This window comes from Streptomyces sp. NPDC050315, from assembly GCF_040655775.1.
Lineage (GTDB): Bacteria > Actinomycetota > Actinomycetes > Streptomycetales > Streptomycetaceae > Streptomyces.
In genome coordinates this window covers 51,280-76,887 of record NZ_JBFAKN010000013.1, presented here as the reverse complement: position 1 = coordinate 76,887, position 25,608 = coordinate 51,280, and the positions used below count along the sequence as shown (strand labels likewise).

Genomic DNA, 25,608 nt, shown 5'->3' with positions numbered 1-25,608 from the left:
ATTTCCCCAGTGTTACGCCCGGGAGGCCCCGGACGTTCCCGCCGGGGCCACTCCTCTGGTGCGGCGGATCACACCTCCGCGTATGCCGGGCGCTGCGCCTCTTCGGTGGGCGCGTGCGGCTCCGGGGCCGGGCGCCGGAGGTATACGGCCCAGGTCACGGCCAGGCAGAGGGCGTAGTAGACGAGGAAGGACACGAAGGCGGGGGTGCCGGAGCCCCCGGTCATGAACGCCTGCCGGAACGCGAGGTTGATGCCCAGCCCGCCGAGCGCGCCGACCGCCCCGATCAGCCCCATCGAGGCCCCCGAGAGCCGCCGCCCGTACGAAGCGGCCGCCTCACCGGTCAGCCCCTTGCCCACCGCCTTCGCCTGAAAGATCCCCGGAATCATCTTGAACGTCGACCCATTGCCCAGCCCGCTCAGCACGAACAGCGCGATGAACCCGACGAGGAAGACCGGCAGCGACTTCTGCGCCGACGCGTAGATCACGACGAGGGTCGCGGCGCCCATCGCGGCGTAGTTCCACAGGCTGATGCGCGCGCCGCCGAAGCGGTCGGCGAGCTTGCCGCCCACGGGCCGGATCAGCGAGCCGAGCAGCGGCCCGATGAACGTGAGCGAAGCCGCCTGCAGCGGCGTCTGCGCGAACTGGTTCTGCAGGACGAGCCCGAAGGCGAAGCTGTACCCGATGAACGATCCGAACGTCCCGATGTACAGCACCGACATGATCCAGGTGTGCGGGTCGCGGGCCGCGTCCTTGGCGGCACCCGTGTCGTTCTTCACCGGCGCGAGATTGTCCATGAACAGCGCGCACAGCACCGCGGAGACCACCGCGAGCGGGATGTAGATCCCCAGCACGATGTGCGGCGAGGCGGCGCCCGCCGTCCCGATGACCAGCAGGCCCACCAGCTGAATCACCGGCACACCGATGTTCCCGCCGCCGGCGTTCAGCCCGAGCGCCCAGCCCTTCTTCCGGAGCGGATAGAAGGAATTGATGTTGGTCATCGACGAGGCGAAGTTTCCCCCGCCGACACCCGTGAGCGACGCCACCAGGATGAACGTGAGGTACGACGTCCCCGGCTCCATTACCAGCCACGCGGCGGTGGTCGGCACCAGCAGCATCAGTGCGCTGATGATCGTCCAGTTCCGCCCCCCGAACTTCGCCACCGCGAAGGTGTACGGCACCCGCAGCACGCCGCCGACCAGTGTCGGCACGGCCACCAGGAAGAACTTGTCCGCCGGGTCCAGCCCGTACTCGGGCCCCATGAAGAGCACCATCACCGACCACAGGCTCCACACGGAGAACCCGATGTGCTCGGACAGCACGGAGAACCACAGGTTCCGCCGCGCGATCCGCTCCCCCTTGCGCTCCCAGAACGCCTCGTCCTCGGGGTCCCACTCCTCGATCCACCGCTTGCCCTTGCGTGCCGCCGTCATCGCGCCTCCCAGCTCTCGGGGTCTCCCGGTCCGAAGCTAGGGACGGCGCGTTTCGCCACGGTGCCGCCAGGTGTCACCGACGCAATATCGCGCTCACCCGTCGCGGCGTGCCTCGGTGAGTACCGAGGAGGGCACGCTGCGCGGCGCTCAGGCCGCCATCAGCCGGGCGTCCTCGGGCGGCAGCCAGGCGCCCTCGGGGCGGGCCAGCCAGCCGCCGGCCGCGCCCAGCTCGCGCGCCGCGGCCAGCAGCGCGTCCAGGCCCGGGTGGCGCAGCCCCCGGCGCCAGACCACCGACACCGGGGACAGCGGTACGGGGTCCACGAGGGGCCGCAGCACCATCCCGGGCGCCTCGATGAATTCGACGCTCGCCAGCACGGACCAGCCGCGCTTCCGTACGACACGGAGGAATTCGGCCGGGCCGTCGATCTCCGGGTACGGCGCCGCCGCGTGGATGCCGCGCCCTTCGAAGAGGCGCGCCGCCAGGGCGGTCCACTCCGCGGTGTGCGCGTTGCCGGCGCCCGTGTACAGCGTCTCCCCCGCGAGCGCGTCCACGGGCACGGCGGCGCGGGCGGCCAGCGGATGCTCCGCGGGCAGCAGGACGGCCATCGGCTCGTACCGCACCGGGTGGTGCGCCAGCCGAGACCGCACCCCGCGCGGGAGCCCCGCGACCCGCCCGAAGGACACGTCCAGGCAGCCCGTCAGCAGCCCTTCGGCGGCGCCGGTCAGTCCGCTGTGGAAGCGCGCGGCGAACTCCAGGCCGGGCGCCGCCGCCCGGGCCCGCTCCAGTACCCGGTGCGCCGTGCCCACGGGCGCGCCGACGTCGACGAGCAGTGGGGGGTGCTCGTGCTCCGCGCCTCCGTGGAACGCCGCGGACAGCTCGTCGTGCGCGGCCAGCACGCGCTGCGCATACGGGAGCAGCCGCTCGCCTTCGGGGGTGAGACGCACCTGACGGGTGGTGCGCAGGAACAGCACGGTGCCGAGGTCCCGCTCCAGGCGGCGGATGTCCCGGCTGAGGGCCTGCTGGGCGACGTACAGACGGGCGGCGGCACGGGTGAAGTGCAGCTCGTCGGCGACGGCCGTGAAGGCCCGCAGCAGTCGCGGCTCTATGTCGTGGGGCACGCGCCCATGGTGACAAAGACGGAGTGGCCGGATGGAGACCGTCCGCCCAACGGATTGACAACGGGGAACGGTGAATGCGTGGGGAACAGGTGTTGGACGGTCCGGGGCCGCCGGCCCGACCGTGAAGGGGTGATCCTCTTCCTCGCCTCCCGGCCCGTGACCGCCCCGCCCGTTCCCGCCCGCCCCCGGCGCCCGGTACGCCTGCCGTTCCTCCGCCCGTACGCCCGGATCTTCGCCGTGCCCGGCACCCGGGCCTTCACCGCCGCCAACCTCCTCGCGCGGCTCCCCATGGGCATGTTCAGCGTCAGCGCGGTACTGATGATCGCCGGGTCGCGCGGCTCGTACGCGCTGGCCGGGGCCGTCACCGCCGTCGGGCTCGGCGCGACCGCCGTCGTCGGGCCGTGGACCGCGCGGCTGGTCGACCGGTACGGGCAGGCCAGGATCGCGCCGCCCGCCGCGCTCCTCGCGGTGGCCGGCTCGCTCGCCCTCGTACTGTGCGTACGGCTCGACGCGCCCGCCTGGACGCTCTTCGCCGCATACCTCTGCACGGCCACCACGCCCAACACCGGCGGCATGTCCCGCGCCCGCTGGGCACACCTCTTCCGCACCGATCCGCGCGCCCTGCACACCGCGAACTCCTTCGAACAGGCGGCGGACGAGGTGTGCTTCATGCTCGGTCCGGTGCTCGCGGCCTTCCTGTGCACGGCGCTGTTCCCGGAGGCGGGCACGCTCACCGGCGCCGTACTGCTGCTGACCGGCGTGCTGCTGTTCGCCGCGCAGCGCCGTACGGAGCCGCCGCGCGCGGCCCTTAAGGACCGCGCCCGCTCTCCGTTGCGCCGCCCCGGCCTGCCGCCGCTCCTGCTGACCTTCCTCTGCACGGGCGCGGTCTTCGGCTCCCTGGAGGTCGTCACGATCGGCTTCGCCGACGGGCACGGCGTACGGGCGGCAGCGGGCGGCATCCTGGCGCTGCAGGCGGCCGGGTCGTGCGCCGCGGGCCTGCTGTACGGGCTGCTGCCGCCCGCCGGGCGGCCCGCGGCGCGCTTCACCGGCTGCGTGGCGGCCATGGCGGTCCTGATGCTGCTGCCGCTCCTCGGCGCGGCGAGCGGCAGCCCGGCCGTACTGGCGGGCGTCCTGCTCGTGGCCGGGATGGCGACCGCGCCGACCATGGTCACCGGCATGGGCCGGGTACAGGCCCTGACGCCACCCGGCCAGGTCAACGAGGGCCTGACGCTCGCCGTGACCGCGCTGCTGGCCGGCATCGCGACCGGCTCGGCGGCGGGCGGCTGGGCCACGGACCACCTGGGCCCGGACGGCTCCGGATACGCGGTACCGGCGGCCGCCGCGGCCCTCGCGCTGACGGTGACGCTCTTGAGTCACCGGCCAGGGGCGCGGCATGACAAAAGCCCCGCTGCCTGACGGCGGCGGGGCTTTTGCCCACATGGGATGTCCGGAGGCCGGGGCCTCCGTTCGGTGGAGATGGCGGGAATCGAACCCGCGTCCAACGGTGCGGAATCAGGGCTTCTCCGAGCGCAGTCCGCTGCGATTTTCTCGGCCCCGGAGATCACGCGGACAAGTCTCCGACGGGCTCAGTCACTGTTTGATGTCTCCACAGAACCCCGTGACCGGGCTCAGTGGATAAGACCCCTAGCTGATGCCAGGATCCGGGTCGGGATCATCCCCGGGCTGACACTTCGCAGGTCGCTACTTAGGCAGCGAGGGCGAAGGAATCGCGCTTGGTGTTGGCGATTATTGGTTGCGACATATGGTTAACGAGATCATTGCCGCTTCCTCGGCTCGCTTCCCCTGCTTCGACATCCGCTGTCGAAACCGATCATCCCCATGTTGATTTTTCAAACGTGGCCCCCGCTCGCGCGGAGTCCGTGCACCCCGTCCTGCGGGGTACATGTGCCATCGTACGGGAACAACGTGGCACCGTGCCAGCATATTCCCGGGGGCTTTCGCCGGGCCGTACGCGCAGGTCAGGCCCGCTGCCGCCGGCGCACCGCCGAGATCGCGCGGTCCGCCTCGCGACGGTCCTGCTTCTCGCGCAGGGTCTGCCGCTTGTCGTACTCCTTCTTGCCCTTGGCCAGCGCGATCTCGACCTTCGCGCGGCCCTTCAGGAAGTACAGCTGGAGCGGGACGATCGTGTGGCCCGTCTCCTGGGACTTCGACGCCAGCTTGTCGATCTCCTCGCGGTGCAGCAGCAGCTTCCGCTTGCGGCGCGCCGCGTGGTTCGTCCACGTGCCCTGCGCGTACTCGGGGATGTGCACGTTGTGCAGCCACGCCTCGCCGCCGTCGATCTGGACGAAGCCGTCCACGAGCGAAGCCCGCCCCTGCCGCAGCGACTTGACCTCCGTGCCCGAGAGCACGAGGCCGCACTCGTAGGTGTCGATGATGAGGTAGTCGTGCCGCGCCTTCTTGTGCTGCGCGATGAGCTTGCGCCCGGCCTCCGCGGCCTGCTGCTTCGCCTTCGTCTTCGCGTTCTGCTTAGCCATAGTGCGGCCATTTTCGCACTACGACCCGCCTCCGAGGCCACTCATTACTGTCCTGGCCCGGCTCTCCGCGCGGTCGTCAGCGGGGATGTCGGGGGTGATGCCGCGGCCGTCGACGCCGCGGCCCGACGGCGTGCGGTAGTGGCCGACGGTCAGCTCGGCGACCGAGCCGCCCGGGAGCTTGCTGGGCATCTGGACCGACCCCTTGCCGAAGGTCGGCGAGCCGATCACCACCGCCCGCCCGCGGTCCTGCAGCGCCCCCGCCAGCAGCTCGCCCGCGCTCATCGTCCCGCCGTCGACCAGCACGACCAGCGGCGACTTCGTGGCCAGGCCGCGGTCGGCGTAGAGCGCGCGCTGGCTGCCGCGCACGTCGTACGTGGCGACCAGGCCGCCGTCGAGGAACGCGGCGGCCGCGGTGACCGCCTCCCCGACCAGGCCGCCGGTGTTGCCGCGCAGGTCCAGCAGGACGCCGCCGGGCGGCGCCGAGCGGACCGCCTCGCGCACCTCCTCGCCGGTGCCCTTGGCGAACGCCTCGACCTTGATCCGGGTCATCCCCCCGGGCGCCGCGGGCCGCTCGACCGTGACGTTCGCCGTGCGCAGCCGGGCGCGGTGCAGCGTCATGGACCAGTGCAGGTCCGCGCGCTGGATCTTGAGTGCGACGGGCGTACCGGGGGCCGCGGCGGCCCGGTCGCGCGGCCCGGCACCGGCGTCGCCGCGCAGCCGGGCCACGACCTCGGTGACGGGGCGGTGCCGGGTGGGGTGGCCGTCGACGGCGAGCAGCGCGTCACCGGGCGCGACGCCGGCCCGCGCCGCGGGGCTGTCGGGGCGGACGCGGGAGACGCGGACCTGGCCGCCCTCGGCCTCGCGCAGCCACAGCCCGACGCCGACGTACTCGCCGTCGAGCTGCTGTCTGAAGTCCTCGTACTCGCCCGCGGTGTAGACCGTGGACCAGCGGTCGCCGCTGCGGCTGACCACGTCGGCGGCGGCCTGGCTGCCGGACTTGCCCGCCTTGAGCGCCTCGTTGGCGGCCTCCTCGACGGCCTCGCGGTCCGCCGTGCCGTCCGCGGCGGAGCGGTCGTCGGCGACGGTACGTACCGGTATCCGGCGCTCCGCCCCTTCTCGGCCTTCGCCGCTCCAGGTACCGGCTGCGGCACCCGTGCCGAGCACGCTCGCGAAGACCAACGTCAGGGCCGCCCCGCGGCGGATGCGGCGGGGCCGGACAAAGTGCAATCGGCCCGACATGCCGGTGAGTCTAGGCCAGAAAGAAGCGCCGTACGGGCAGTTGCCCGTACGGCGCTCTTGGCATAACTCACACCTTCAGATACTTGCGGAGCGCGAAAAACGCCGCGAGCGCCGGCATCAGAAGACCGATGAGCAGGACCAATGGGAGCACCGCCACCACGGAGTCCCACCCGATGAAGTTGATCACTTGGATCTTCTCCGCCAGCCAGTTGTTCACGAGGATGAACTTGCCGCCGACGATCAGGACACACGCGAACGCGGCGCCGATCAGGCCGGCGATGGCGGCCTCCAGGATGAACGGCATCTGGATGTAGAAGCTGGACGCGCCGACCAGCCGCATGATCCCGGTCTCCCGCCGCCTGCTGAACGCCGACACCCGCACGGTGTTGACGATCAGCAACAGCGCAACGACCAGCATCAGCCCCATCACGCACAGCGCGGCGATATTCATGCCGTTGAGCAGGTTGAACAGCGGCTCCACGGTGTCCCGTTGGTCCTGGACCTCCTGGACCCCTGGCCGCTCGCTGAAGGCCGATTTGATGACCGCGAACTTCGTCGGGTCCTTCAGCTTGACCCGGAAGGACTCCGGCAGCTGGTCGGGGGTGACCAGGCCCGCGACGGGCGTGTCGCCGAACTGCTCCTTGTAGTGCTTGTACGCCTGGTCGCTGGACTCGTACTGCACCTTCTCGACGATCGGCAGCCGGTCCAGCTCGGCGCGGATGTCGTTCTTCTGCTGCGTGGTGGCCGCGCCCTTGGCGCAATTGGCGCCCGAGTCGGCGTCGTTCTTGTTGCAGAAGAAGATGGAGACGTTGACCTTGTCGTACCAGTAGCCCTTCATCGTGCTGACCTGGTCGCGCATCAGCAGCGAGGCGCCGAAGAGGCCGAGCGAGAGAGCCACGGAGACGATGACGGCGAAGGTCATCGTGAGGTTTCGGCGGAGACCGACGCCGATCTCCGACAGGACGAACTGGGCGCGCATGGCGTCCTTTCAGTACTGGGGGCCGTACACGCTTAGTGCTGGTAGCCGTACACGCCGCGCGACTGGTCGCGTACGAGACGGCCCTTTTCGAGTTCCATGACCCGCTTGCGCATCTGGTCGACGATCTGCTGATCGTGGGTGGCCATGACCACCGTCGTGCCGGTGCGGTTGATCCGGTCCAGCAGCTTCATGATGCCTACGGAGGTCTGCGGGTCGAGGTTGCCGGTCGGCTCGTCGGCGATCAGCAGCATCGGGCGGTTGACGAACGCCCGGGCGATCGCGACGCGCTGCTGCTCACCGCCGGACAGCTCGCCCGGCATCCGGTCGTCCTTGCCGCCCAGGCCGACGAGGTCGAGCACCTCGGGGACGGTCTTGCGGATCTGGCCGCGCGGCTTGCCGATGACCTCCAGGGCGAACGCGACGTTCTGCCCGACGGTCTTGTTCGGGAGCAGCCGGAAGTCCTGGAAGACGGTGCCGATCTGGCGCCGCATCTGCGGGACCTTCCAGTTGGACAGCTTCCCGAGGTCCTTCCCGAGGACGTGCACCTGGCCATGGCTGGCCCGCTCCTCGCGCAGGAGCAGCCGCAGGAAGGTGGACTTACCGGAGCCCGAGGAGCCCACCAGGAAGACGAACTCGCCTCGTTCGATCTCGAGCGAGACGTCCCTGAGCGCGGGGCGGTTCTGCTTCGGGTAGGTCTTGGAGACGTTGTCGAATCGGATCACTGATGCACCACGGTCGACCTGGGTAGGGGCACGGGTTGCCGAGTTGCGGTTCCCGTCGGTGAGCGTGACCATACGCGAACCACGCGGCGCGGCGCAGTCGGCGTCCGGTCTTGGTGCGTTTATTCACGGCACCTACGGGGACAAAACGAGCACATTCCGGCTCCGGCCGAGGGCCCGCACACGGCCTGAATGTGCCGTGCGCTGCGAGGATTCCGGTAAGCGCGCCGAGGGACCGGCGAGCTGGCACAGTAGAAGAGGGAACCAATGCGCCGGCCCGCGCGTTGGAGCTGGTGATAAGGAGGTCGCATGACGTACGACCGGCTGGTGTGCGCCAACTGCGCGGCCCCCGTGAGCGAGGGCCGCTGCCCGGTGTGCCGGGCCAGCAGGGAGCGCCTGCAGCAGCAGAGCGGCCTGACCGGGCTCTTCGCGCAGGTCACCCCGGCGGCGCTCGTTGCGCTGCTGGTGGCGCTGGTCGCGGTGGGCCTGCTGGCGACGGGTGGCTTGACCCCCGGCTGATCCTGAGAGATCACTTTCGGACTGGACGGATACGCGAGCGAGACGCATACGCAAAGGGGCCCGGCGCAGGTTGCGCCGGGCCCTTTTGCTGTACGTCACGCTGCTGCGGCACGTTTTACGGTGCCGCGCCGGGGCCTCAGGCCGCGGCGGCGCCGCCCTTGTTGATCAGGCGCGGCATCATGCGGAAGCCGATGCCACCGGCGATCATCGTCGCCGCACCGATCAGCAGGAAGGTCGTACCGGACGAACCGGTTTCGGCCAGCTCGCCACCGGCCTGCTGCTGACCGCCCTGGGGCGTGTCCTGGGCCTGACCGGGCGTGTTGGCGATGTCTTCCTTCGAGTCGCCAGGCTGCTCGATCGGCTTGGTGCCCTCGTTGTCGGTACCGGTGCCGTCGTCGCCGCCGCTCACGTCGCCGCCGCCGCTCACGTCACCGCCGGTGCTGGCGTCGCCACCGGTGCTGGCGTCGCCGCCGGTGCTGCCGCCGGTGGCGCCGTTGTCGCCGCCGTTGCCACCGCCGATGCCGTTGTCGCCACCGTTGCCGCCGTCGCCGCCGCCGATGCCGTTGTCGCCACCGGTGCTGTCGTCGCCGCCGATCGTGCCGCCGTTGTCGTCACCGCCGACCACGCCGCCGTTGTCGTCGCCACCGACGCCGCCGCCGATGCCGTTGTCACCACCGGTGTCGCCGCCGTCTTCACCGCCGATCACGCCGCCGTCGTCCTCGCCGCCGTCGCCGCCGCCGCTGATGAGGCCGCCGGTCTCGTCACCGCCGGAGTCGCCGCCGGTGTCACCACCGGTGTCGCCACCGCTGGCGCCGCCGTCGTCGTTGCCGCCGAAGAGGCCGCCGAAGATACCGACGCTGTCCTCGTTCGAGGTGGCCGACTGGTCCGACTCGGACGCCGAAGCGGCACCCGTCACCGTCAGCGACGCGCCCAGCGCTATCACCGCACCAGCCGCAACGCGCGCCACGCGCACCCGCGTCTTCTTGGTCATCTGGTTGCTACCCCCAGTAGCTCATGTGTCATTGGGGCATTTCTGTGCGGGGCGACGGCCGATGGGGGTACGCGACTCGCGGCCCGCTGCGCGGGCGGTTCGCTCGTTTCCCCGTTTCACACGCGCCCCAGACGTACGCATGCCGCGCACTACCCTTCCCAGATCCCAACGGGCCGTCAAGGTCAAATAAAGAACGGATGACCGTATTGCGGGGCTTTATGGGGCTCGGCGGCGTACGACTGTAACCAAATCACCACAACAAAAAAGCAACCGCCGCCCCAGAGGCGACGGTTGCTGCGGGCGTACCCGGCTTACTTCTCCTGCTCCTGCTGCTTGCGCCAGCGGATGCCGGCCTCCAGGAAGCCGTCGATGTCGCCGTCCAGCACCGCCTGCGGGTTGCCGACCTCGAACTCCGTCCGCAGGTCCTTGACCATCTGGTACGGGTGCAGGACGTACGACCGCATCTGGTTGCCCCAGGAGTTGCCGCCGTCGCCCTTGAGGGCGTTCATCTTGGCCTGCTCCTCCTGGCGGCGCCGCTCCAGCAGCTTCGCCTGGAGGACGTTCATGGCGGTGGCCTTGTTCTGGATCTGCGAGCGCTCGTTCTGACAGGAGACCACGATGCCGGTCGGGATGTGCGTCAGACGGACCGCGGAGTCGGTCGTGTTGACGCCCTGGCCGCCGGGGCCGGAGGAGCGGTACACGTCCACCCGCAGGTCCGACTCGTCGATCTCGATGTGGTCGGTCTGCTCGACGACGGGCAGCACCTCGACGCCGGCGAAGGACGTCTGGCGGCGGCCCTGGTTGTCGAACGGGGAGATCCGGACCAGGCGGTGCGTGCCCTGCTCCACGGAGAGGGTGCCGTAGGCGTACGGAACGTTGACGGCGAAGGTGGTCGACTTGATGCCGGCCTCTTCGGCGTACGACGTCTCGTACAGCTCCGACTTGTAGCCGTGCCGCTCGGCCCAGCGCAGGTACATGCGCTGCAGCTTCTCGGCGAAGTCGGAGGCGTCGACGCCGCCGGCCTCGGCACGGATGGTGACGACGGCCTCACGGGCGTCGTACTCGCCGGAGAGGAGCGTCCGCACCTCCAGCTCGTCGACCGCCTTGCGGACCGCGGTCAGCTCGGCCTCGGCCTCGGCCTGGGTGTCCTCGTCGCCCTCGTCGGCGGCCAGCTCGAACAGCACCTCGAGGTCGTCGACGCGGCCTCGCAGCTCCTCGGCCTTGCGCAGCTGCCCCTGGAGGTAGGACAGCCGGCTGGTGACCTTCTGGGCGTTCTCCACGTCGTCCCAGAGGTCGGGGGCCGCTGCCTGCTCCTCGAGCGCAGCGATATCGGCCCTCATCTTGTCGAGGTCCAGGACGGCCTCGATCGACCCCATGGTCGAGGAGAGGGACTTCAGCTCTTCGGATACATCGACGACTGCCACGACTCCAGCCTAACGGCTGGGGGAGCCGACCCGAGCCCTGGCCGTACCCGGCCGCCTCGGGATGCCCTGGCGGACCCGGTCGGTGGGCCCCTGCGGCGCCGTCTCGCTTGCTCGCGCAGTTCCCCGCGCCCCTTACGGGGCTACGGCACGTCCGGAGCTGTCTGCTCCGTGCCGGGGCGGGCGTCGTCCGGGGTGTCGTCGCCGGAGGCCAGCCAGGTGCCGAGCCCCGCGACGGCGATCAGGCCGGCTGCCGCTACGCCCAGGCGGACTCGGCGTTTGCGTACTCGGTGGCGGGCCGAGCCGGCTCGGCGTTCGCCCGGCGCGCGGGGGGTGCGGGCCGTGCCGTGGGCGCCGCCGGCCAGCTCGTCCGGGCCCGGTACGCGCATGCTCGTGTGGGTGTCCCGGTTGGAGTCCGGGGCCGCGCCGTGGACCAGCGGGACCGCGCCGCGGACCCGGCCGCCGTCCTCGGGCGCCGCCGGGTGGTACGGGCCGTCCTCGCGGACCGCGTCCTGCCCGGCCGCCTCGTCCGTCTCCTCCTCGCTCTCCGGCTCGTCGATGTCCAGCGGCGGGATGCCGGCCAGCGACGGCAGGATCTCGCGCAGCCGGGCCGCCAGCTCGGGGGCGCGGAGCCGGGAGGCGGGGGCCTTGGCCAGGCACTGGACGAGCAGCTGCCACAGCTCGTCCGGGATGCCGGGCAGCGGCGCGACCCGCTCGGTGACGTGCCGGCGCAGCACCGCGCCGGGGTGCCCGCCGCCGAAGGGGGTGAAGCCGGCGAGCAGCTCGTACAGGACCGTGGCCAGCGCGTACACGTCCACGGACGCGCGGGGCGGGAGGCCCTCGATGATCTCGGGGGCGAGGTAGTCGGGGGTGCCGATGACCCGGGTGGAGCGGGTGCGGCGCGGCGAGTCGACCAGGCGGGCGATGCCGAAGTCGGTGAGGAGGGCGGGGTGGGCGCCGCCCGGGCCGAGCGGGCCCTCCATGTCGAGCAGGACGTTCTCGGGCTTCACGTCGCGGTGCACGATGCGGGCCGCGTGCGCGGCGGCCAGGCCCTCGGCGACGTCGGCCACGATGGCGACCGCGGCCTCCGGGGCCAGCCGGCGCTGGGCGTCCAGCCGGGTGCGCAGGTCCGTACCCCGTACGAGGTCCATCACCAGGGCCAGGTCGTTGCCGTCGACGACCAGGTCGCGGACGCCGACCACGCGCGGGTGGTCCAGGCTGAGCAGCGCTGCGCGCTCCTGTACGAAGCGGCCGACCAGCTCCTGGTCGGAGGCGAGGTCCTCGCGCAGCAGCTTGATCGCCACGGCCCCCTCGGGGCCCTCGCCCAGCCACACCGTGCCGGCGCTGCCGCGACCGAGGATCTGGTGGGCGGTGTACCGGCTGCCGATCTTCCGTGCCAAGACTGCTCCGACGGGTCTTGTCCGACAGGTGACGGCCCGCGGCGCGGATGCGCGGGGGCCGCGGCCCGGGGCGCGGGGCGCCCGGGGCCGATGCTGGCGACAAAACTACGCGGACGGCGGGGCTTTCGGCGCCCCGGACGCCGCCAACCGCCACTTCTCCGTCGGAAAATCTGCGGGGATGTCGACAAATCTCCAGGGTCGCCCGCCCGGAGGACGGGTGGCGGGCCGGCGGGTCCGAGTGCGGCGGGCGGCTACTGGCCCACCGACTTCTTGGCCTCGCCGATCGTGGACATCCAGTCCGAGACGTCGGTCCACCACTGGCTGAGCTGGTTCCAGAAGCTGCGGCCCTGGCCGATCCAGTCCTGGAGCGGGGTCAGCTCCCAGATGAGCCAGCAGCCGACCACGATCAGCAGGATCATGATCAGACAGCCCTTGAGACAGCCGAGGCCCGGGATGCGCACCGGGTTGGCGCTGCGCCGGCGCGGCTCGCGCTCGCGGCGGCGCGGCTCCGGGGCCGGCGGCCGCTGCGGTTCGTACCGCTGCGGCGGGGGCTGCCGACGCTGCGGCTGCTGCTGGTACGGCGGCGGCTGCTGCCGGCCGTACTGCTGCTGCGGGGGCTGCTGCGGCTGCTGCTGGTAGGGCGGGGGCTGCGCGGGCCGGCGCTGGGGGCGGTGGCGCAGCGGGTCGTCCTCGGGGCTGAGGTACTGGACCTGGGTCTGCTCGTTCCGGTCCCGGGCGGCGCGGAGCTGGTTCTCCCAGGGGTGCGGCCCGTCGGGCTGCTGCGGGTCGCCGCCGGGCGGGCCCGGCGGTACGGGCGGCATGGCGCGCGTCGCGTCGGCGCTGCCCGGGGGCTGTCCGGAGTCGGCGCCGAAACCGGCGGCCGCGGCACCGGCCGCTCCGTCCGCGGCGGCCGCTCCCGTGGTCGGCATGACATTCGTCGCGGCCGACGGGTCGTACTGGCCGCCGCTCGCCCCGGTGGAGGGCAGTACCTGCGTGGGGTCGGCGGCACCGGTCTCGGGGACCGGCGCGGGCGCCGGGTCGGGCGCGAGCAGCGCGGCGACGCCGAGCGCGGCCTCGGCCTCGGCGGGCGAAGAGTGCACGCCGATGCCGGCCGCGACCACGCGCAGGGCCCGGGCGAGGTTCTCGGCGCTGGGCCGCTCCTCCGGGCGCTTGCGCAGGCAGCGCTCTATGACGGTCCACAGCGGCTCGGGGACGCTGCCGGGGCGCTGCGGGTCCTCGCTGAGGTGGCGGTGCAGCACTTCGAGGGCGGTCGCGCCGGCGAACGGCGGACGGCCCGTGACCAGCTCGTACAGCAGGATGCCCGCGCCGTAGATGTCGACGGCGGAGGTCTGCGGGCGGCCCTCGGCGGACTCCGGCGCGACATACGCGGGCGTGCCGACGAACTCCTGCGTACGGGTCAGGCCCGGGGAGTCCGCGAGGCGGGCGATGCCGAAGTCGGTCAGCATCGGGTGCATCTCGGCGGCGCCCTCGGCCCCGGCGAGCAGCACGTTCGCGGGCTTCAGGTCGCGGTGCACGACGCCGTCGGCGTGGCTGGCGGCCAGTGCGTCGGCGATCTGCGCGGTCAGCAGCGCGGCCGCGACCGGGCTGAACGGACCGTTCTGACGCAGGTATTTGTGCAGGTCAGGCCCGTCGACCAGGTCCATGACCAGGGCGAGCAGGTCGCCCTCGACGACCAGGTCGCGGGTCCGGACGATGTTCGGGTGGGTGAGCCGCAGCAGGACGGAGCGCTCGCGCAGGAAGCGCATCACCACGTCCGGGTCGTGCGCCAGCTCCTCCTTGAGGACCTTGATCGCGACCGTCTCGCCGGGCTGTCCGGCCACCGCTGCCTCGGCGCCTGCCGTCTCCCGCTGGCTGGCACGCCAGACGGTGCCCGTGGCGCCGCGTCCGAGCGGCTCCTCGAGCAGGTACTTGCTGCCTACCGGCCGCACGTCATGCGCTCCCTGGTCGTCACTGAGCAGCTGCCTGATCTGCGCTGTCTGTCGGGCTGTGGGGGATGTGAGGCCGCTGGTCGTCCGCACGACCCCTTCCGCCCCACCATAGTGCCGTGTTTCGCGGCGGCGGCCGGGCGGATCCCGTGGTCCGGGGCGCGATCGGCCGGCCGGTCCGGTCGGGACCCGGCGGGGCTCCCCGGGAAGACGCCCGTCGCGTACGGATGGTTGCCCTTGCGGCCGATCGCTGACCGGTCACGGTGCGATCTTTGGCCGATCATGGGTCGCAAGCAGCCACTTTTGCATACATCGGTGACCGAACAAGATCACTGAACGACAGTCGCCACGCGTCTTGTCGGTGGCAGGTGCGAGGATGCTCTCCAGCACGGCAGCGGTGGGGACGGGGGCGCTGCGCCGCGGCGTGCGACGTGTGCGCATGCACGCGGACTTGGACTTGTACGTGCCGACGTGTCCGGGCGTGGTGGGGGGAGGTACTGGGCCCCGCCGCATTGCCGGGCGGAAGGGACCGTTGACGGCGATGCAGATCCGGCTGACCGTCCTCGGGCCGCGCAGCGGCCACTCCACTCGGGCCTGCGACGTGCTCGTGACGGCCCCTGCCGGTACGGCGCTCGCGGCGGTGGCCAGCAGCCTCGCGGCGGCCGTCGCGGGGGCCGGCGCGGACGTCGGCGGTGGCGGCGCCGGCAGCGGCCCCGTCGTGCTCTACGCCGGGCAGGAGCGGCTGGACGTCCAGCGTGCGGCGCTCGGCGAGCCGCCGCTCATAGACGGTGCGGTCCTCTCCCTCCAGGGCCCCGGACCGGCCCCGGCGCACGGCCTGCCGGCCGGTCCCGCCCGGCTGCGGGTCGTCTCGGGCCCGGACGCCGGCGGTGTCCATCTGCTGCACGGCGGCCAGATCCGTATCGGCCGCTCCACGGATGCGGACGTGCCGCTGGACGACCCCGACGTCTCCCGGATGCACTGCGCGGTCACGGTGGCGGCGGACGGCGCGGTGACCGTGGCCGACCTCCGCTCGACGAACGGCACGGCCGTCGACGGCACCGACCTCGACGACCGCCCGGTGCCGCTGCCGCCGGGCGCGCTGCTCCGGATCGGCGAGTCGGCGCTCCGCCTGCAGCCCTCCCCCGGCGCCCCCGACCCCGTCCTCGCCGCCACCCCGGACGGCGAGGGCCGGCTCCGCGTCCACCCTGCGGGCGGCGGCGCCGAGGACCTCGTCGCCGGCCCGTCCCCTTCGTACGGCGGCGAGCGGCCCGATTCGTACGGCAGCGGGCGGCCCGACCACGAGGTGGCGCCCGGGCACGACCGCGCGGGCTCGGCCGACAGCAGCCCGGTCGCGGGTCCGCAGAGAACGGCGGCCGCCCGGCCGGCCGGACAGGCAGCCGCGCACCCGGCGGCGGACGCGTACGGAGACCGGCGCGGGACGGGCCCGTACGCCGCCGGGACGCCGGGGGCAGAGGCGTATGCCGCCGGGGCGCGGTCGGCGGAGGTGCACTCCCCCGACGCCCACTTCCCCGAGACCCACTTCCCCGATGCCCGCGCCGCGGGAGGGCCCGCGGCGGATCAGTACACGGCGGACCAGTACGCCGTGGGACACCACGACCAGCCCCACGACCGGCCGTACGGCCAGCCGCACGACGCCGGAGCGGGCGCCGCGCACGGTCACCCCGCCGACAGCCACCCCGCCGACGCCACCCCCGCCCCGGGTTCCGGCCGCCGGGGTACTCCCGTCCGGGGCACCCCCGCGCCCGATCCCCGTTCCGCGGCGACCCACGGCGGCGGGCAGCCGCTGGCGGATCAGTACGCACCGTCCGGCGAATCGGACGGGCCCGACGCCGACCTGGCCGCGTCCCGCAAGCCCACCCGCCGCGGCGGCTGGGGCGCGTGGGCGCGGCGGCTGACCGGCGGGCGCGGCACCGCCGAGGACGAGGTGGCCGCGCACCAGGCGGCCGGGTACGGCCCCGATGCGCAGCCCCCGGCCGGTGCGGCCCCCGGCGCCCTGCCGGGTGATGCCCGTACCCCGGCCGCGTACGGCCGCTGGCCGGACGCCGCCACGATCCTGCTGACCGCGCTCGGCCCCGGCCCCCGGCTGTGGGAGCGGGAGGCCGGGCATCCGGACGCGCTGGCCGTCCGGCTCGGCACCGCCGACCGCGACGGCGGCCGCAGCGCGGTGCCGGTCACCGTCGCGCTGCGCGCGGCCGGTTCGCTGGGCCTGGCCGGGCCCCGCCCCCGGCTCGCCGGGCTGGCCCGGGCCGCGATCGCCCAGCTCGCCGCGCTGCACGCGCCGGGCACGCTGGAGATCGTCCTGCTCGCCGCCGACCGCGCCCGCGGCACGGCGCAGTGCCTGGAGGAGTGGTCCTGGCTCGGCTGGCTGCCGCATGTCCGCCCGGCGCACAGCCAGGACTGCCGGCTGCTGCTGGCGTACGACAAGGAGCAGGCGGCGGCGCGCACGGCCGAGCTGGTCCGCCGCCTGGACGACGGGCCGCTCGGCCCCGGCTGGGCGAGCGCCGACCGGTCGGCGGTGGCGAGCGCGGCGGCCCGGCACCAGGGCCCGTACACCCTCGTGATCGCCGACGGCGACCCCGGCACGTCCGGGCTGCGGGAGACCGTGGCCCGGCTGGCGGCGGGCGGCCCGTCGGCCGGTATCCATGTGCTCGCGCTGGCCGAGACCCCGGCCGCCTCGCCCCTGTATCCGCTCACGGCGACGTACGAAGCGGCCCGTGCCGCGTCCCCGGCGTTCGGGGAGTGCGGCGCGGTCGCGGTGCTCAGCGGTGACGTGGCCACGGCACTGCGCGTCGTACAGCCCGCGGCGCCGCTGGACCCGGCCGGCAGCATCGCCGTGAACGGCGTCCCGCAGAACGGCTCCGGGCCGTACGCCGCAGGGGCGAACGGCACGGTCGCGACGGTGGACGCGGTCTCCCTGCCGTGGGCCGAGCGGTTCGCGCGCGCCCTGGCGCCGCTGCGCGAGGCCGACACGGTGCGCCGCAGCACGCGCAGCGCCGCCGTGCCGCTGCCCGACAGCGCCCGGCTGCTGGACGAGCTGGGGCTGGCCCGGGCCACGCCCGCGTCCCTGATGGCCCGCTGGGCGGCCGCGGCGGACAGCGAGGAGCCCGCGGCCGCCGCGGTCCTGGGCGCGGGCCCGCACGGCCCGGTGTACGCCGACCCGGCCGCCGACGGCTGCCACTTCCTGCTGGAGGGCGGCCCGGGCACGGGCAAGACCGAGCTGCTGCGCTCGATCGCCGCCTCGCTCGCCGCCGCCGACCGCCCGGACCTGCTCTCGCTGGTCCTGGTCGACGGCGCGGGCACGGAGCGCGGCGACGGCCTGCGGCTGTGCACGGACCTGCCGCACGTCACCGCGCATCTGGCCGCCTCCGACCCGGTACGGATGCGGGAGTTCGCGCAGGCGCTGGTCTCGGAGCTGAAGCGGCGCGCCGAGATACTGGGCGGCACGGGCTTCGCGGAGTGGCGCGCCAAGCATGTGGCGGCGCCCCGGGTGGTCGCCCCGCGCCGGTCCACCGAGGGCCGTACGGCAGCGGCCGCGGGCGCCGCCGCCGAGGTCCCCGGCTCCGCAGCGCCCGGCATGCAGGAGTCCGGCCTGCTCGACACCCCCGCGACGCACACGCTGCGGCTGCGGCCCCGGGAGCGTACGCAGGCACCGCCCGGTGCCGAGGGGGCCGAGCGCCCGGCAGCGGCGGGCGAGGGGCTCGCGGCCGCGTCGCCGATGACCCGGCTGTTCGTGATCGTCGACGACTTCGACGCGCTGGTCGCACCGGCGCTGGGCAGTACGGGGCGGCCCGCCGCCGGGTCGGTCGTGCGGGCGCTGGAGGCGGTGGCCCGGGAGGGCGCCGCGCTCGGCGTGCATCTGATCGCCTCGACCGGCCATCCGGACCGTACGGCGGCCACCGCCACCGCCGAGCGGGCCGGGCTGCGCGCGCGGCTGGGCGGGGAGGGCGACCCGGCCGAGGAGCCGCTGCCCGTCGGGCGCGGGCGGCTGTACCGCGCGTCGGACGGCTCCGCCACGCCCTTCCAGGCGGGCCGGGTGACGGGCCGGATACCCCGGACGTCGACCCTGCGGCCGACGGTCGTGCCGCTGGAGTGGCACCGCATGGGCGATCCGCCGGCCCGCCGTCCGCTGCGCGAGCTGGGGAACGGCCCGACCGACCTGGCCCTGCTGGCCAGCGCGCTGCAGAAGGCCGCCCGGTCCCTGCCGTGAACCGCGTACCGCGCCGTGACGTACAACGAATCGGTCGCCGTACGGACAAGTGGGGTTACTCGCCGCGATAACGGCCCGGTCACGACGGGGAGTTGAGGTCGGACGCGGTATTGCTCGGGCCTCCCGGCGCCGGTAGGACTGTCGCACGGCGAACGGGAGGGCGACGGATGCGTCACGCAACGCTTCGTACGGCAACGGCACTTGTCGCGGTGGGGGCGCTGGCACTGACCGGCTGCGGGGGCGACGGCGGCGGCAAGGACGAGGGCAAGGGCGGCACCGACAGCGCGCCCACCGTCCGGCTGCCGAAGCTGAACGGGCAGACGCTCCAGGTGACGGCCGTGTGGACCGGCCCGGAGCGGGAGAACTTCACCAAGGTGCTGGACGAGTTCGAGAAGCGGACCGGCGCCAAGGTCGATTTCGTGCCCAGCGGCGACGACATGGCCGGCTTCATCGGCTCCAAGGTCGCCGGCGGCGGCGCGCCGGACGTCGCGATGCTCCAGCAGGTCGGCGTGCTGCAGGAGTTCGCCAAGAAGGGCTGGCTCAAGCAGCTCGGCCCGGCCGCGGAGAAGGAGCTGACGAAGAACTTCTCCAAGGGCTGGCAGGAGCTCGGCAGTTATCAGGGCAAGAGCTACGGCGTGTACTTCAAGGCCAGCAACAAGTCGCTGGTCTGGTACAACACCCAGGCGTTCGAGAACGCGGGGGTGTCCGAGCCCAAGGACTGGAAGGGCTTCCTGAAGACCGCCAGGACGCTCGCGGACTCCGGCGTGGAGCCGGTCTCGGTGGGCGGCGCGGACGGCTGGACGCTCACCGACTGGTTCGAGAACATCTACCTCTCGCAGGCAGGCCCGGAGAAGTACGACCAGCTGGCCAAGCACGAGATCAAGTGGACCGACCCGTCGGTGAAGCAGGCGCTGACCACGCTCGGCTCGCTCTTCGGTGCCAAGGGACTGCTCGCGGGCGGCAACGCGGGTGCGCTGCAGACGGCGTTCCCGCAGTCGGTGACGCAGACGTTCAAGGAGGAGCCGAAGGCCGCGATGGTCTCCTCGGCCGACTTCGCCGCCGCCAACATCGGCCAGACCAAGGCGAAGGTCGGTACGGACGCCAAGGTCTTCCCGTTCCCGGCGGTCGGCAAGGAGTCGCCGGTGGTGACCGGCGGGGACGTGGCGGTGGCGCTGAAGGACAACAAGGCGTCGCAGGCGCTGCTGACCTTCCTGGCGTCCCCGGACGCCGCCCGGATCTGGGCGGGGCAGGGCGGCTTCGTCTCCGCGAACAAGAAGCTGGACCCGGCGGTGTATCCGAACGCCGTGTTCCGGGAGATCGGCAAGGCGCTGGTCGCGGCCGGTGACGACTTCCGCTTCGACATGTCCGACCAGGCCCCGGCGTCCTTCGGCGGCAAGCCGGGGCAGGGCGAGTGGAAGGCGCTGCAGGACTTCCTGAAGAACCCGAAGGACGTCGCGGGGACCCAGGCGCAGCTGGAGAAGGACGCCGCCAAGTCGTTCGGGAACTGATGCCATGACCAAGAGCGTGACGGGGACGCGCCCGTGGATCGCGGGCGCGTTCCTCCTCCCCGCCCTGCTGCTGCTCGGCGCGCTGGTGGTCTATCCGATCGGGTACTCGGTCTGGCGCAGCCTCTTCGACGCGCCGGGCAGCGGCTTCGTGGGGCTGGACAACTACGCCGAGCTATTCTCCGACGACCGCATCCGCACGGCGCTGAAGAACAACATCGTCTGGGTGGTGGTCGCGCCGACCGTGGCCACCGCGCTGGGTCTGATCTTCGCCGTGCTGACCGAGCGGGTGCGCTGGGGCACCGCGTTCAAGCTGGTCGTCTTCATGCCGATGGCGATCTCCATGCTGGCCGCGGGCATCATCTTCCGGCTGGTGTACGAGCAGGACCCGGAGCGCGGGGTCGCCAACGCGGTGTGGGTGGGTGTGCACGACACCTTCGCCGAGCCGGCACCGTATCCGGGGGCCAATCCGCGGCCGAACGCCGACCTCAAGGCGTCCGGCGGCGGCGCGTTCACCACGAAGACGGCGGCGAAGACCGGTACCGCGGTGAGCCTGCCGCTGGTGGCGGTGCAGCCGGACGACCTCAAGGGCGCGCAGCGGGCCGCGGCGGCGAAGCCGCGCCCGGGGCAGATCACCGGCACCGCGTGGCTGGACTTCACGCGCGGCGGCGGTGGCACCCCGAACAGGATCGACAAGCAGGAGAAGGCGCTGGCCGGCCTGACGGTCGAGGCGGTCAGGGGCGGCAAGGTCGTCGCCACGGCCACCACCGGCGCCGACGGTACGTACGCCCTGCCGGCCCGGGCCGACGGGGCGCAGCTGCGGCTGCCCGCGTCCAACTTCGCCGAGGCGTACAACGGCGTCGACTGGCTCGGCCCGGCGCTGGTGACGCCCGCGATCATCGGCAGCTATGTGTGGATGTGGGCGGGCTTCGCGATGGTGCTGATCGCGGCGGGCCTGGCGAGCGTGCCGCGGGAGCTGCTGGAGGCGGCGCGGGTGGACGGCGCGAACGAGTGGCAGGTCTTCCGCCGGGTGACGGTGCCGCTGCTGGCGCCGGTCCTGGTGGTCGTCCTCGTCACGCTGATGATCAACGTCCTGAAGATCTTCGACCTGGTGTACATCATCGCGCCGGGCGCCAGCCAGGACGAGGCGAATGTGCTCGCCCTCCAGCTGTACCAGTCGTCCTTCGGCACGGACGTGAACCAGGGCATCGGCTCCGCGATCGCGGTGTTCCTGCTGCTCCTCGTCCTGCCGGTGATGATCGTCAATCTCCGGCGGCTGCGGAAGGAGCGGCAGCGATGACGGCGGTGGCCGACGGGGCGGTACGCGCCCGGCAGTCCCTGGCCGCGCGGCTCGCGGCCCGTACCGGCGGCGGCGTGCTGCGGGTCTTCCTGATCCTGGTCGGGCTGTTCTGGCTGATGCCGACGGTCGGGCTGCTGATCTCCTCGCTGCGCGATCCGGCGGATGTCGCGGAGAGCGGCTGGTGGGAGGTGTTCGCCAAGCCGGCGCAGCTGACCTGGTCCGGGTACGGCAATCTGCTGGGCAACGCCAAGATCATGGACTCGCTGTGGACCACCGCACTGATCACGGTCCCGGCGACGGTGCTGGTGGTGGTCATCGGGGCGCTGGCGGGCTATGCGTTCGCCTGGATGGACTTCCCAGGGCGCGACACCTGGTTCATGGTCGTCGTCGGGCTGCTGGTGGTCCCCGTACAGGTCGCGCTGATCCCGGTGGCGAAGCTCTTCGGCGCGGTCGGGCTGTTCGAGACGACGGCCGGCGTGGTGCTCTTCCATACGGCCTTCGGCCTGCCGTTCGCGGTGTTCCTGCTGCGGAACTTCTTCGCGGAGATCCCGCGCGAGCTGCTGGAGGCCGCGCGGCTGGACGGGGCGAGCGAACTGCGGCTGTTCACACGGGTGGTCATGCCGCTGGGCGGCCCGGCCATCGCCTCGCTGGGCATCTTCCAGTTCCTGTGGGTGTGGAACGACATGCTGATCGCGCTGATCTTCGCCGACAGCGGCAACCCGCCGATCACCGTGGCGCTCCAGCAGGAGGTGCGCCAGTTCGGCAACAACATCGACGTACTGGCGCCCGGCGCCTTCGTCTCGATGATCATCCCCCTGGTGGTCTTCTTCGCCTTCCAGCGGCAGTTCGTGTCCGGCGTGATGGCGGGCGCGGTCAAGTAGGAGCAGGTGGCTCACCCTTACGGGTGCGAGTCGCCCGCCAGCCGGGGGTAACCGGCCGCCGCGCCGCATGGCGGCGCGGCGCGGCCGGGAACGATCGCTGACCGACAGCGCAGCCGGCCGCCGACTCATGGAAGTGCCCTTGCCACGGTTCAGCGTCATCGTTCCCGCTTATCAGGTCCAGGCGTATCTGCCGGAATGCCTGGAGTCCGTCCTCTCCCAGGAGTGGCCGGACTTCGAGCTGATCGCGGTCGACGACGGGTCGCCGGACGGCTGCGGGGCTCTCATCCAGGACTTCGCCCGCCGCGACCACCGGGTACGGCCCGTGCACCTGCCGGCCAACACCGGCCTCGGCCCGGCCCGCAACGCGGGCATCGCCCACGCCCGCGGCGATTACCTGCTCTTCCTGGACGGCGACGACACCCTCACACCGGGCGCCCTGCGGGCCGTCGCCGACCGGCTGGCCGCGACCGGCGACCCGGACGTGCTGGTCTACGACTACGCCCGCACCACCTGGTCCGGCACCGCGGCCCGCAACCAGTACGCCCAGCTGCTCGCCGAGGACGGCCCGCCGGCCTTCCGGCTGGCCGACCGGCCCGCCCTGCTGCGGCTGCTGATGGTGGTGTGGAACAAGGCGTACCGCAGGGACTTCGTGCAGCGGCAGGGGCTCACCTTCCCGCCGGGCTACTACGAGGACCTGCCCTGGACGTTCCCGGCGCTGGCGACCGCGGAGTCGATCGCGGTACTGGACCGGGTCTGCGTGCACTACCGGCAGCGCCGCCGGGGCAACATCCTCGGCACCACGGGGCGCGGCCACTTCGACATCTTCGACCAGTACGACCGGGTGTTCGCCTTCCTCGACTCCCGCCCGGAGCTGGCCCGTTGGCGACCGCTGATGGTCCGCCGGATGACCGACCACCTCACGGCCGTCTACACGGCGCGCGGACGGCTGCCGCGCGACAGCCGCGCCGAGTTCTTCCGGCGGGCCGCCGCGCACTGCCGCCGGTACCGCTGCCCCGCCCCCGCCGCCGTGGACGACGGCCCGCCGCGGCTCGCCGTGCGGGTCCGGCACGGCCTGGTACGGCTCGGCTGGCACCGCCCGTTCCGGCTGCTGGCGGGCGCGCAGCGGCTGCGCCGGGCCGTCGCGCGCCGCGCCCGGTGGCTGCTGCGGCGGACGCGGCGCGCCGCGCTCGGGCTCCACTACCGGCTCCAGCGGCGGCTGCCGGTACGCCCCGACCAGGCGGTCTTCACCGCCCACTGGCACCGCGGCTACGCCGGCGACCCCGCCGCCATCGAGGCCAAGCTGCGCGAGCTGTGCCCGGGGATGCGCACGGCATGGGTGGCGGCGCCCGGGTACGAGGACACCGTGCCGCCGGGCGTGCGCTGGCTGCAGCCCGGCACCGCCGCGTACTGGACCGCGCTGGCCCGCTCGAAGTACCTGGTCAACAACGTGCACTTCGACGGGCGGCTGGCCAAGCGGCCGGGCCAAGTGCTGCTGCAGACGCACCGCGGCACCCCGCTCAAGCACATGGGCCTGGACCTCCAGGAGCGCCCGGCCGCGGCCCGCGACACCGACTTCGCGCGGCTGCTGCGCGGCGTGGACAGCTGGGACTACAGCCTCTCCGCCAACCGCCACGCCACGCTGACCTGGGAGCGGGTCTACCCGGCCGACTACACGACGCTGGAGTACGGGCAGCCGCGCACCGACCGGTTCCTGCGCGCCACCGCCCAGGACGTGCTGCGCATCCGTACCGAGCTGGGCATCCCGCCGTCCGCCACCGCGATCCTGTACGCGCCGACCCACCGCGACTACCGGCGCTCCCGGCGCCCCGCGCTGGACCCGCACCGGCTGCTGCGGAAGCTCGGCCCCGGCTTCGTGGTGCTGGTGCGGCCGCACTTCTCCTCGCTGGAGGGTCCGCCGTACGCCGCGGACGTGCCGCCGGCGCCGCCCGGCGACGGGGTGATCGACGTGAGCGGCCACCCGTGCGTGGAGGACCTCTGCCTGGCCTCGGACGCGCTGGTCACCGACTACTCCTCGCTCATGTTCGACTACGTGAACCTCGACCGCCCAGTGGTGGTGCTCACCGACGACTGGGAGGCGTACCGGGCGGCCCGCGGCACTTATTTCGATCTTCGCCGGCACCCGCCGGGCCCGGTGGCGCGCAGCGAGGAGGAGCTCATCGACATCTTTGCGAGTCCCGCATGGCACGGTCCCCGTTCGGCCGCTCTGCGGGCCACTTTCCGTTCACTTTTCTGCCCCTACGATGACGGCCACGCCGCGGAACGCGTGGTACGCCGTGTGTTCCTCGGCGACGAGGGGTCGCCGCCCGATGCCGTACCCCTCCATGAGCGCCGGCCCGCGCCCTCGCCCGAGCGGGCCCGCCGTCTCGCGGTGCCGCAGCCGGTGCCCGGGCCGCCCACAACAGCACACGCCTCGCACGTCGCCATCGAAGCCCCCGACCGTCTGGAGACGGACCGCACATGACTGCCCTCACCGCAGACCAGAGTGCCGAACAGCTCCCGCGACCTACCCGCCTGTCCGACGTCAAGGGCTGGTTCTTCACCGCCGACCAGCTCATGTTCGACTGGTTCCTGGCCCGCCAGGAACGACTCGAGGAACCGGGTGACCTGCTGGAGCTCGGCGCGTACATGGGGAAGAGCGCCATCTTCATGGGCGCCCGGCTGCGCGCCGGTGACCGCTTCACGGTCTGCGACCTCTTCGACTCCCCCGCCGAGGACGCCTCCAACTCCAAGGAGATGGCGAAGTCCTACAGCACGCTCACCCGCCGCGCCTTCGAGGCGAACTACCTCGCCTTCCACGACGAGCTGCCGCACCTCGTGCAGGGCCTGTCCTCGGTGATCCGCGCGCACGTCGAGGACGACAGCTGCCGCTTCGCGCACATCGACGCCTCGCATCTGTACGAGCATGTACACGGCGACATCCTGGCCGTACGGGAGCTGCTGCGCCCGCACGGTGTCGTCGTCCTGGACGACTACCGCGCCGAGCACTGCCCCGGCGTGGCCGCGGCCACGTGGCAGGCGGTGACCACGGGCGGGCTGCAGCCGCTGTGCATCACCGGCACGAAGTTCTACGGCACGTGGGGCGACGCGGAGCCGGTGCGCACCGAGCTGCTGGAGTGGCTGCGGTCGCGCGATGATCTGTGGCACGAGGTGCAGGAGGTTGCGGGGCAACCGTTGATCCGGCTGTCGGCGAAGGGTGCGCAGGAGCCGGTGCATCCGGTGTCGCGGCATCGGATGCGGCCCGGAGCGCCGCGGGCCGGGGTCCCGCTTGCCGCGGGACGTGGGGGGCGGCCGGGCCGTAGCGCCCTTCGGCGGGTTGCTGTGAATGTGCTGCCGCCGGTGGTCACGAAGGCGATCGTCGCGGCGCGTAATCGGGGGCGATAGCCGCTCCGCGGGGGGCAGTTTCTCGGCTGCGGGC

Annotated in this window: 18 protein-coding genes and 1 other RNA gene; 8 read left to right on the top strand and 11 right to left on the bottom strand. The window is 72.9% G+C overall.

The window, feature by feature from the left end; translation table 11 throughout:
• Positions 1–68: 68 nt before the first annotated feature.
• Together AB0I82_RS34260 and AB0I82_RS34255 are read right to left on the bottom strand one after the other, a co-directional pair.
• Positions 69–1,430 (bottom strand): nitrate/nitrite transporter, encoded by a 1,362-nt coding sequence (locus tag AB0I82_RS34260; RefSeq protein ID WP_363261390.1) that lies wholly within the window; start codon positions 1,428–1,430, stop codon positions 69–71.
• 147 nt (positions 1,431–1,577) lie between these two features.
• Entirely contained in the window at positions 1,578–2,549 is a 972-nt protein-coding gene (locus AB0I82_RS34255) for a LysR family transcriptional regulator (RefSeq protein ID WP_363261389.1), read from the bottom strand.
• 156 nt (positions 2,550–2,705) lie between these two features.
• On the opposite strand from AB0I82_RS34255, the gene AB0I82_RS34250 reads away from it, so the two are divergent.
• Positions 2,706–3,965 carry an MFS transporter gene (locus AB0I82_RS34250; protein ID WP_363261452.1) on the top strand — a complete coding sequence of 420 codons (1,260 nt, stop codon included), beginning with the start codon at positions 2,706–2,708 and terminating at the stop codon, positions 3,963–3,965.
• 52 nt (positions 3,966–4,017) lie between these two features.
• On the opposite strand, the gene ssrA is transcribed toward AB0I82_RS34250, so the two are convergent.
• The 5 genes from ssrA to ftsE all read right to left on the bottom strand — a co-directional run bounded on the left by ssrA (position 4,018) and on the right by ftsE (position 7,984).
• Positions 4,018–4,388, bottom strand: a transfer-messenger RNA (tmRNA) gene (gene ssrA / locus AB0I82_RS34245).
• Positions 4,389–4,528: 140 nt separating this feature from the next.
• On the bottom strand, positions 4,529–5,044 hold the full coding sequence (smpB, locus tag AB0I82_RS34240) for an SsrA-binding protein SmpB (protein ID WP_363261388.1): 516 nt from the start codon (positions 5,042–5,044) through the stop codon (positions 4,529–4,531).
• Positions 5,045–5,062: 18 nt separating this feature from the next.
• Complete coding sequence (locus AB0I82_RS34235; protein ID WP_363261387.1) at positions 5,063–6,283, bottom strand: S41 family peptidase; 1,221 nt, start codon at positions 6,281–6,283, stop codon at positions 5,063–5,065.
• Positions 6,284–6,350: 67 nt separating this feature from the next.
• On the bottom strand, positions 6,351–7,262 hold the full coding sequence (gene ftsX, locus AB0I82_RS34230) for a permease-like cell division protein FtsX (RefSeq protein WP_030250383.1): 912 nt from the start codon (positions 7,260–7,262) through the stop codon (positions 6,351–6,353).
• Positions 7,263–7,294: 32 nt separating this feature from the next.
• Positions 7,295–7,984 (bottom strand): cell division ATP-binding protein FtsE, encoded by a 690-nt coding sequence (gene ftsE, locus AB0I82_RS34225; RefSeq protein WP_363261386.1) that lies wholly within the window; start codon positions 7,982–7,984, stop codon positions 7,295–7,297.
• A gap of 306 nt (positions 7,985–8,290) precedes the next feature.
• Here ftsE and AB0I82_RS34220 point away from each other — a divergent pair, with 306 nt between their 5' ends.
• The gene (locus AB0I82_RS34220; protein WP_363261385.1) at positions 8,291–8,500 is read left to right on the top strand and encodes a hypothetical protein; all 210 of its coding nucleotides are present in this window, start codon (positions 8,291–8,293) and stop codon (positions 8,498–8,500) included.
• Positions 8,501–8,636: 136 nt separating this feature from the next.
• On the opposite strand, the gene AB0I82_RS34215 is transcribed toward AB0I82_RS34220, so the two are convergent.
• The 4 genes from AB0I82_RS34215 to AB0I82_RS34200 all read right to left on the bottom strand — a co-directional run bounded on the left by AB0I82_RS34215 (position 8,637) and on the right by AB0I82_RS34200 (position 14,261).
• Positions 8,637–9,491 (bottom strand): hypothetical protein, encoded by an 855-nt coding sequence (locus AB0I82_RS34215; protein WP_363261384.1) that lies wholly within the window; start codon positions 9,489–9,491, stop codon positions 8,637–8,639.
• A 311-nt stretch (positions 9,492–9,802) separates the two neighbouring features.
• Complete coding sequence (gene prfB / locus AB0I82_RS34210) at positions 9,803–10,915, bottom strand: peptide chain release factor 2 (RefSeq protein WP_363261383.1); 1,113 nt, start codon at positions 10,913–10,915, stop codon at positions 9,803–9,805.
• A gap of 140 nt (positions 10,916–11,055) precedes the next feature.
• Entirely contained in the window at positions 11,056–12,312 is a 1,257-nt protein-coding gene (locus tag AB0I82_RS34205) for a serine/threonine-protein kinase (RefSeq protein WP_363261382.1), read from the bottom strand.
• 251 nt (positions 12,313–12,563) lie between these two features.
• Complete coding sequence (locus AB0I82_RS34200) at positions 12,564–14,261, bottom strand: serine/threonine-protein kinase (RefSeq protein WP_363261381.1); 1,698 nt, start codon at positions 14,259–14,261, stop codon at positions 12,564–12,566.
• 538 nt (positions 14,262–14,799) lie between these two features.
• Here AB0I82_RS34200 and AB0I82_RS34195 point away from each other — a divergent pair.
• From AB0I82_RS34195 to AB0I82_RS34170, 6 genes are all read left to right on the top strand, one after another.
• Complete coding sequence (locus AB0I82_RS34195) at positions 14,800–18,486, top strand: FHA domain-containing protein (RefSeq protein WP_363261380.1); 3,687 nt, start codon at positions 14,800–14,802, stop codon at positions 18,484–18,486.
• Positions 18,487–18,653: 167 nt separating this feature from the next.
• Positions 18,654–19,994, top strand: coding sequence for an ABC transporter substrate-binding protein (locus tag AB0I82_RS34190; RefSeq protein WP_363261379.1), 1,341 nt, complete (start codon positions 18,654–18,656; stop codon positions 19,992–19,994).
• 4 nt (positions 19,995–19,998) lie between these two features.
• Positions 19,999–21,291, top strand: coding sequence for a sugar ABC transporter permease (locus tag AB0I82_RS34185; RefSeq protein ID WP_363261378.1), 1,293 nt, complete (start codon positions 19,999–20,001; stop codon positions 21,289–21,291).
• Positions 21,288–22,172 (top strand): carbohydrate ABC transporter permease, encoded by an 885-nt coding sequence (locus tag AB0I82_RS34180; RefSeq protein WP_363261377.1) that lies wholly within the window; start codon positions 21,288–21,290, stop codon positions 22,170–22,172. Before AB0I82_RS34185 ends, AB0I82_RS34180 begins: the two co-directional genes overlap by 4 nt.
• Before the next feature lie 139 nt (positions 22,173–22,311).
• Positions 22,312–24,654: a bifunctional glycosyltransferase family 2 protein/CDP-glycerol:glycerophosphate glycerophosphotransferase gene (locus AB0I82_RS34175; RefSeq protein ID WP_363261376.1), complete on the top strand. Its 2,343-nt coding sequence runs from the start codon at positions 22,312–22,314 to the stop codon at positions 24,652–24,654.
• Positions 24,651–25,574 carry a class I SAM-dependent methyltransferase gene (locus AB0I82_RS34170; protein WP_363261375.1) on the top strand — a complete coding sequence of 308 codons (924 nt, stop codon included), beginning with the start codon at positions 24,651–24,653 and terminating at the stop codon, positions 25,572–25,574. Before AB0I82_RS34175 ends, AB0I82_RS34170 begins: the two co-directional genes overlap by 4 nt.
• Positions 25,575–25,608 lie beyond the last annotated feature (34 nt).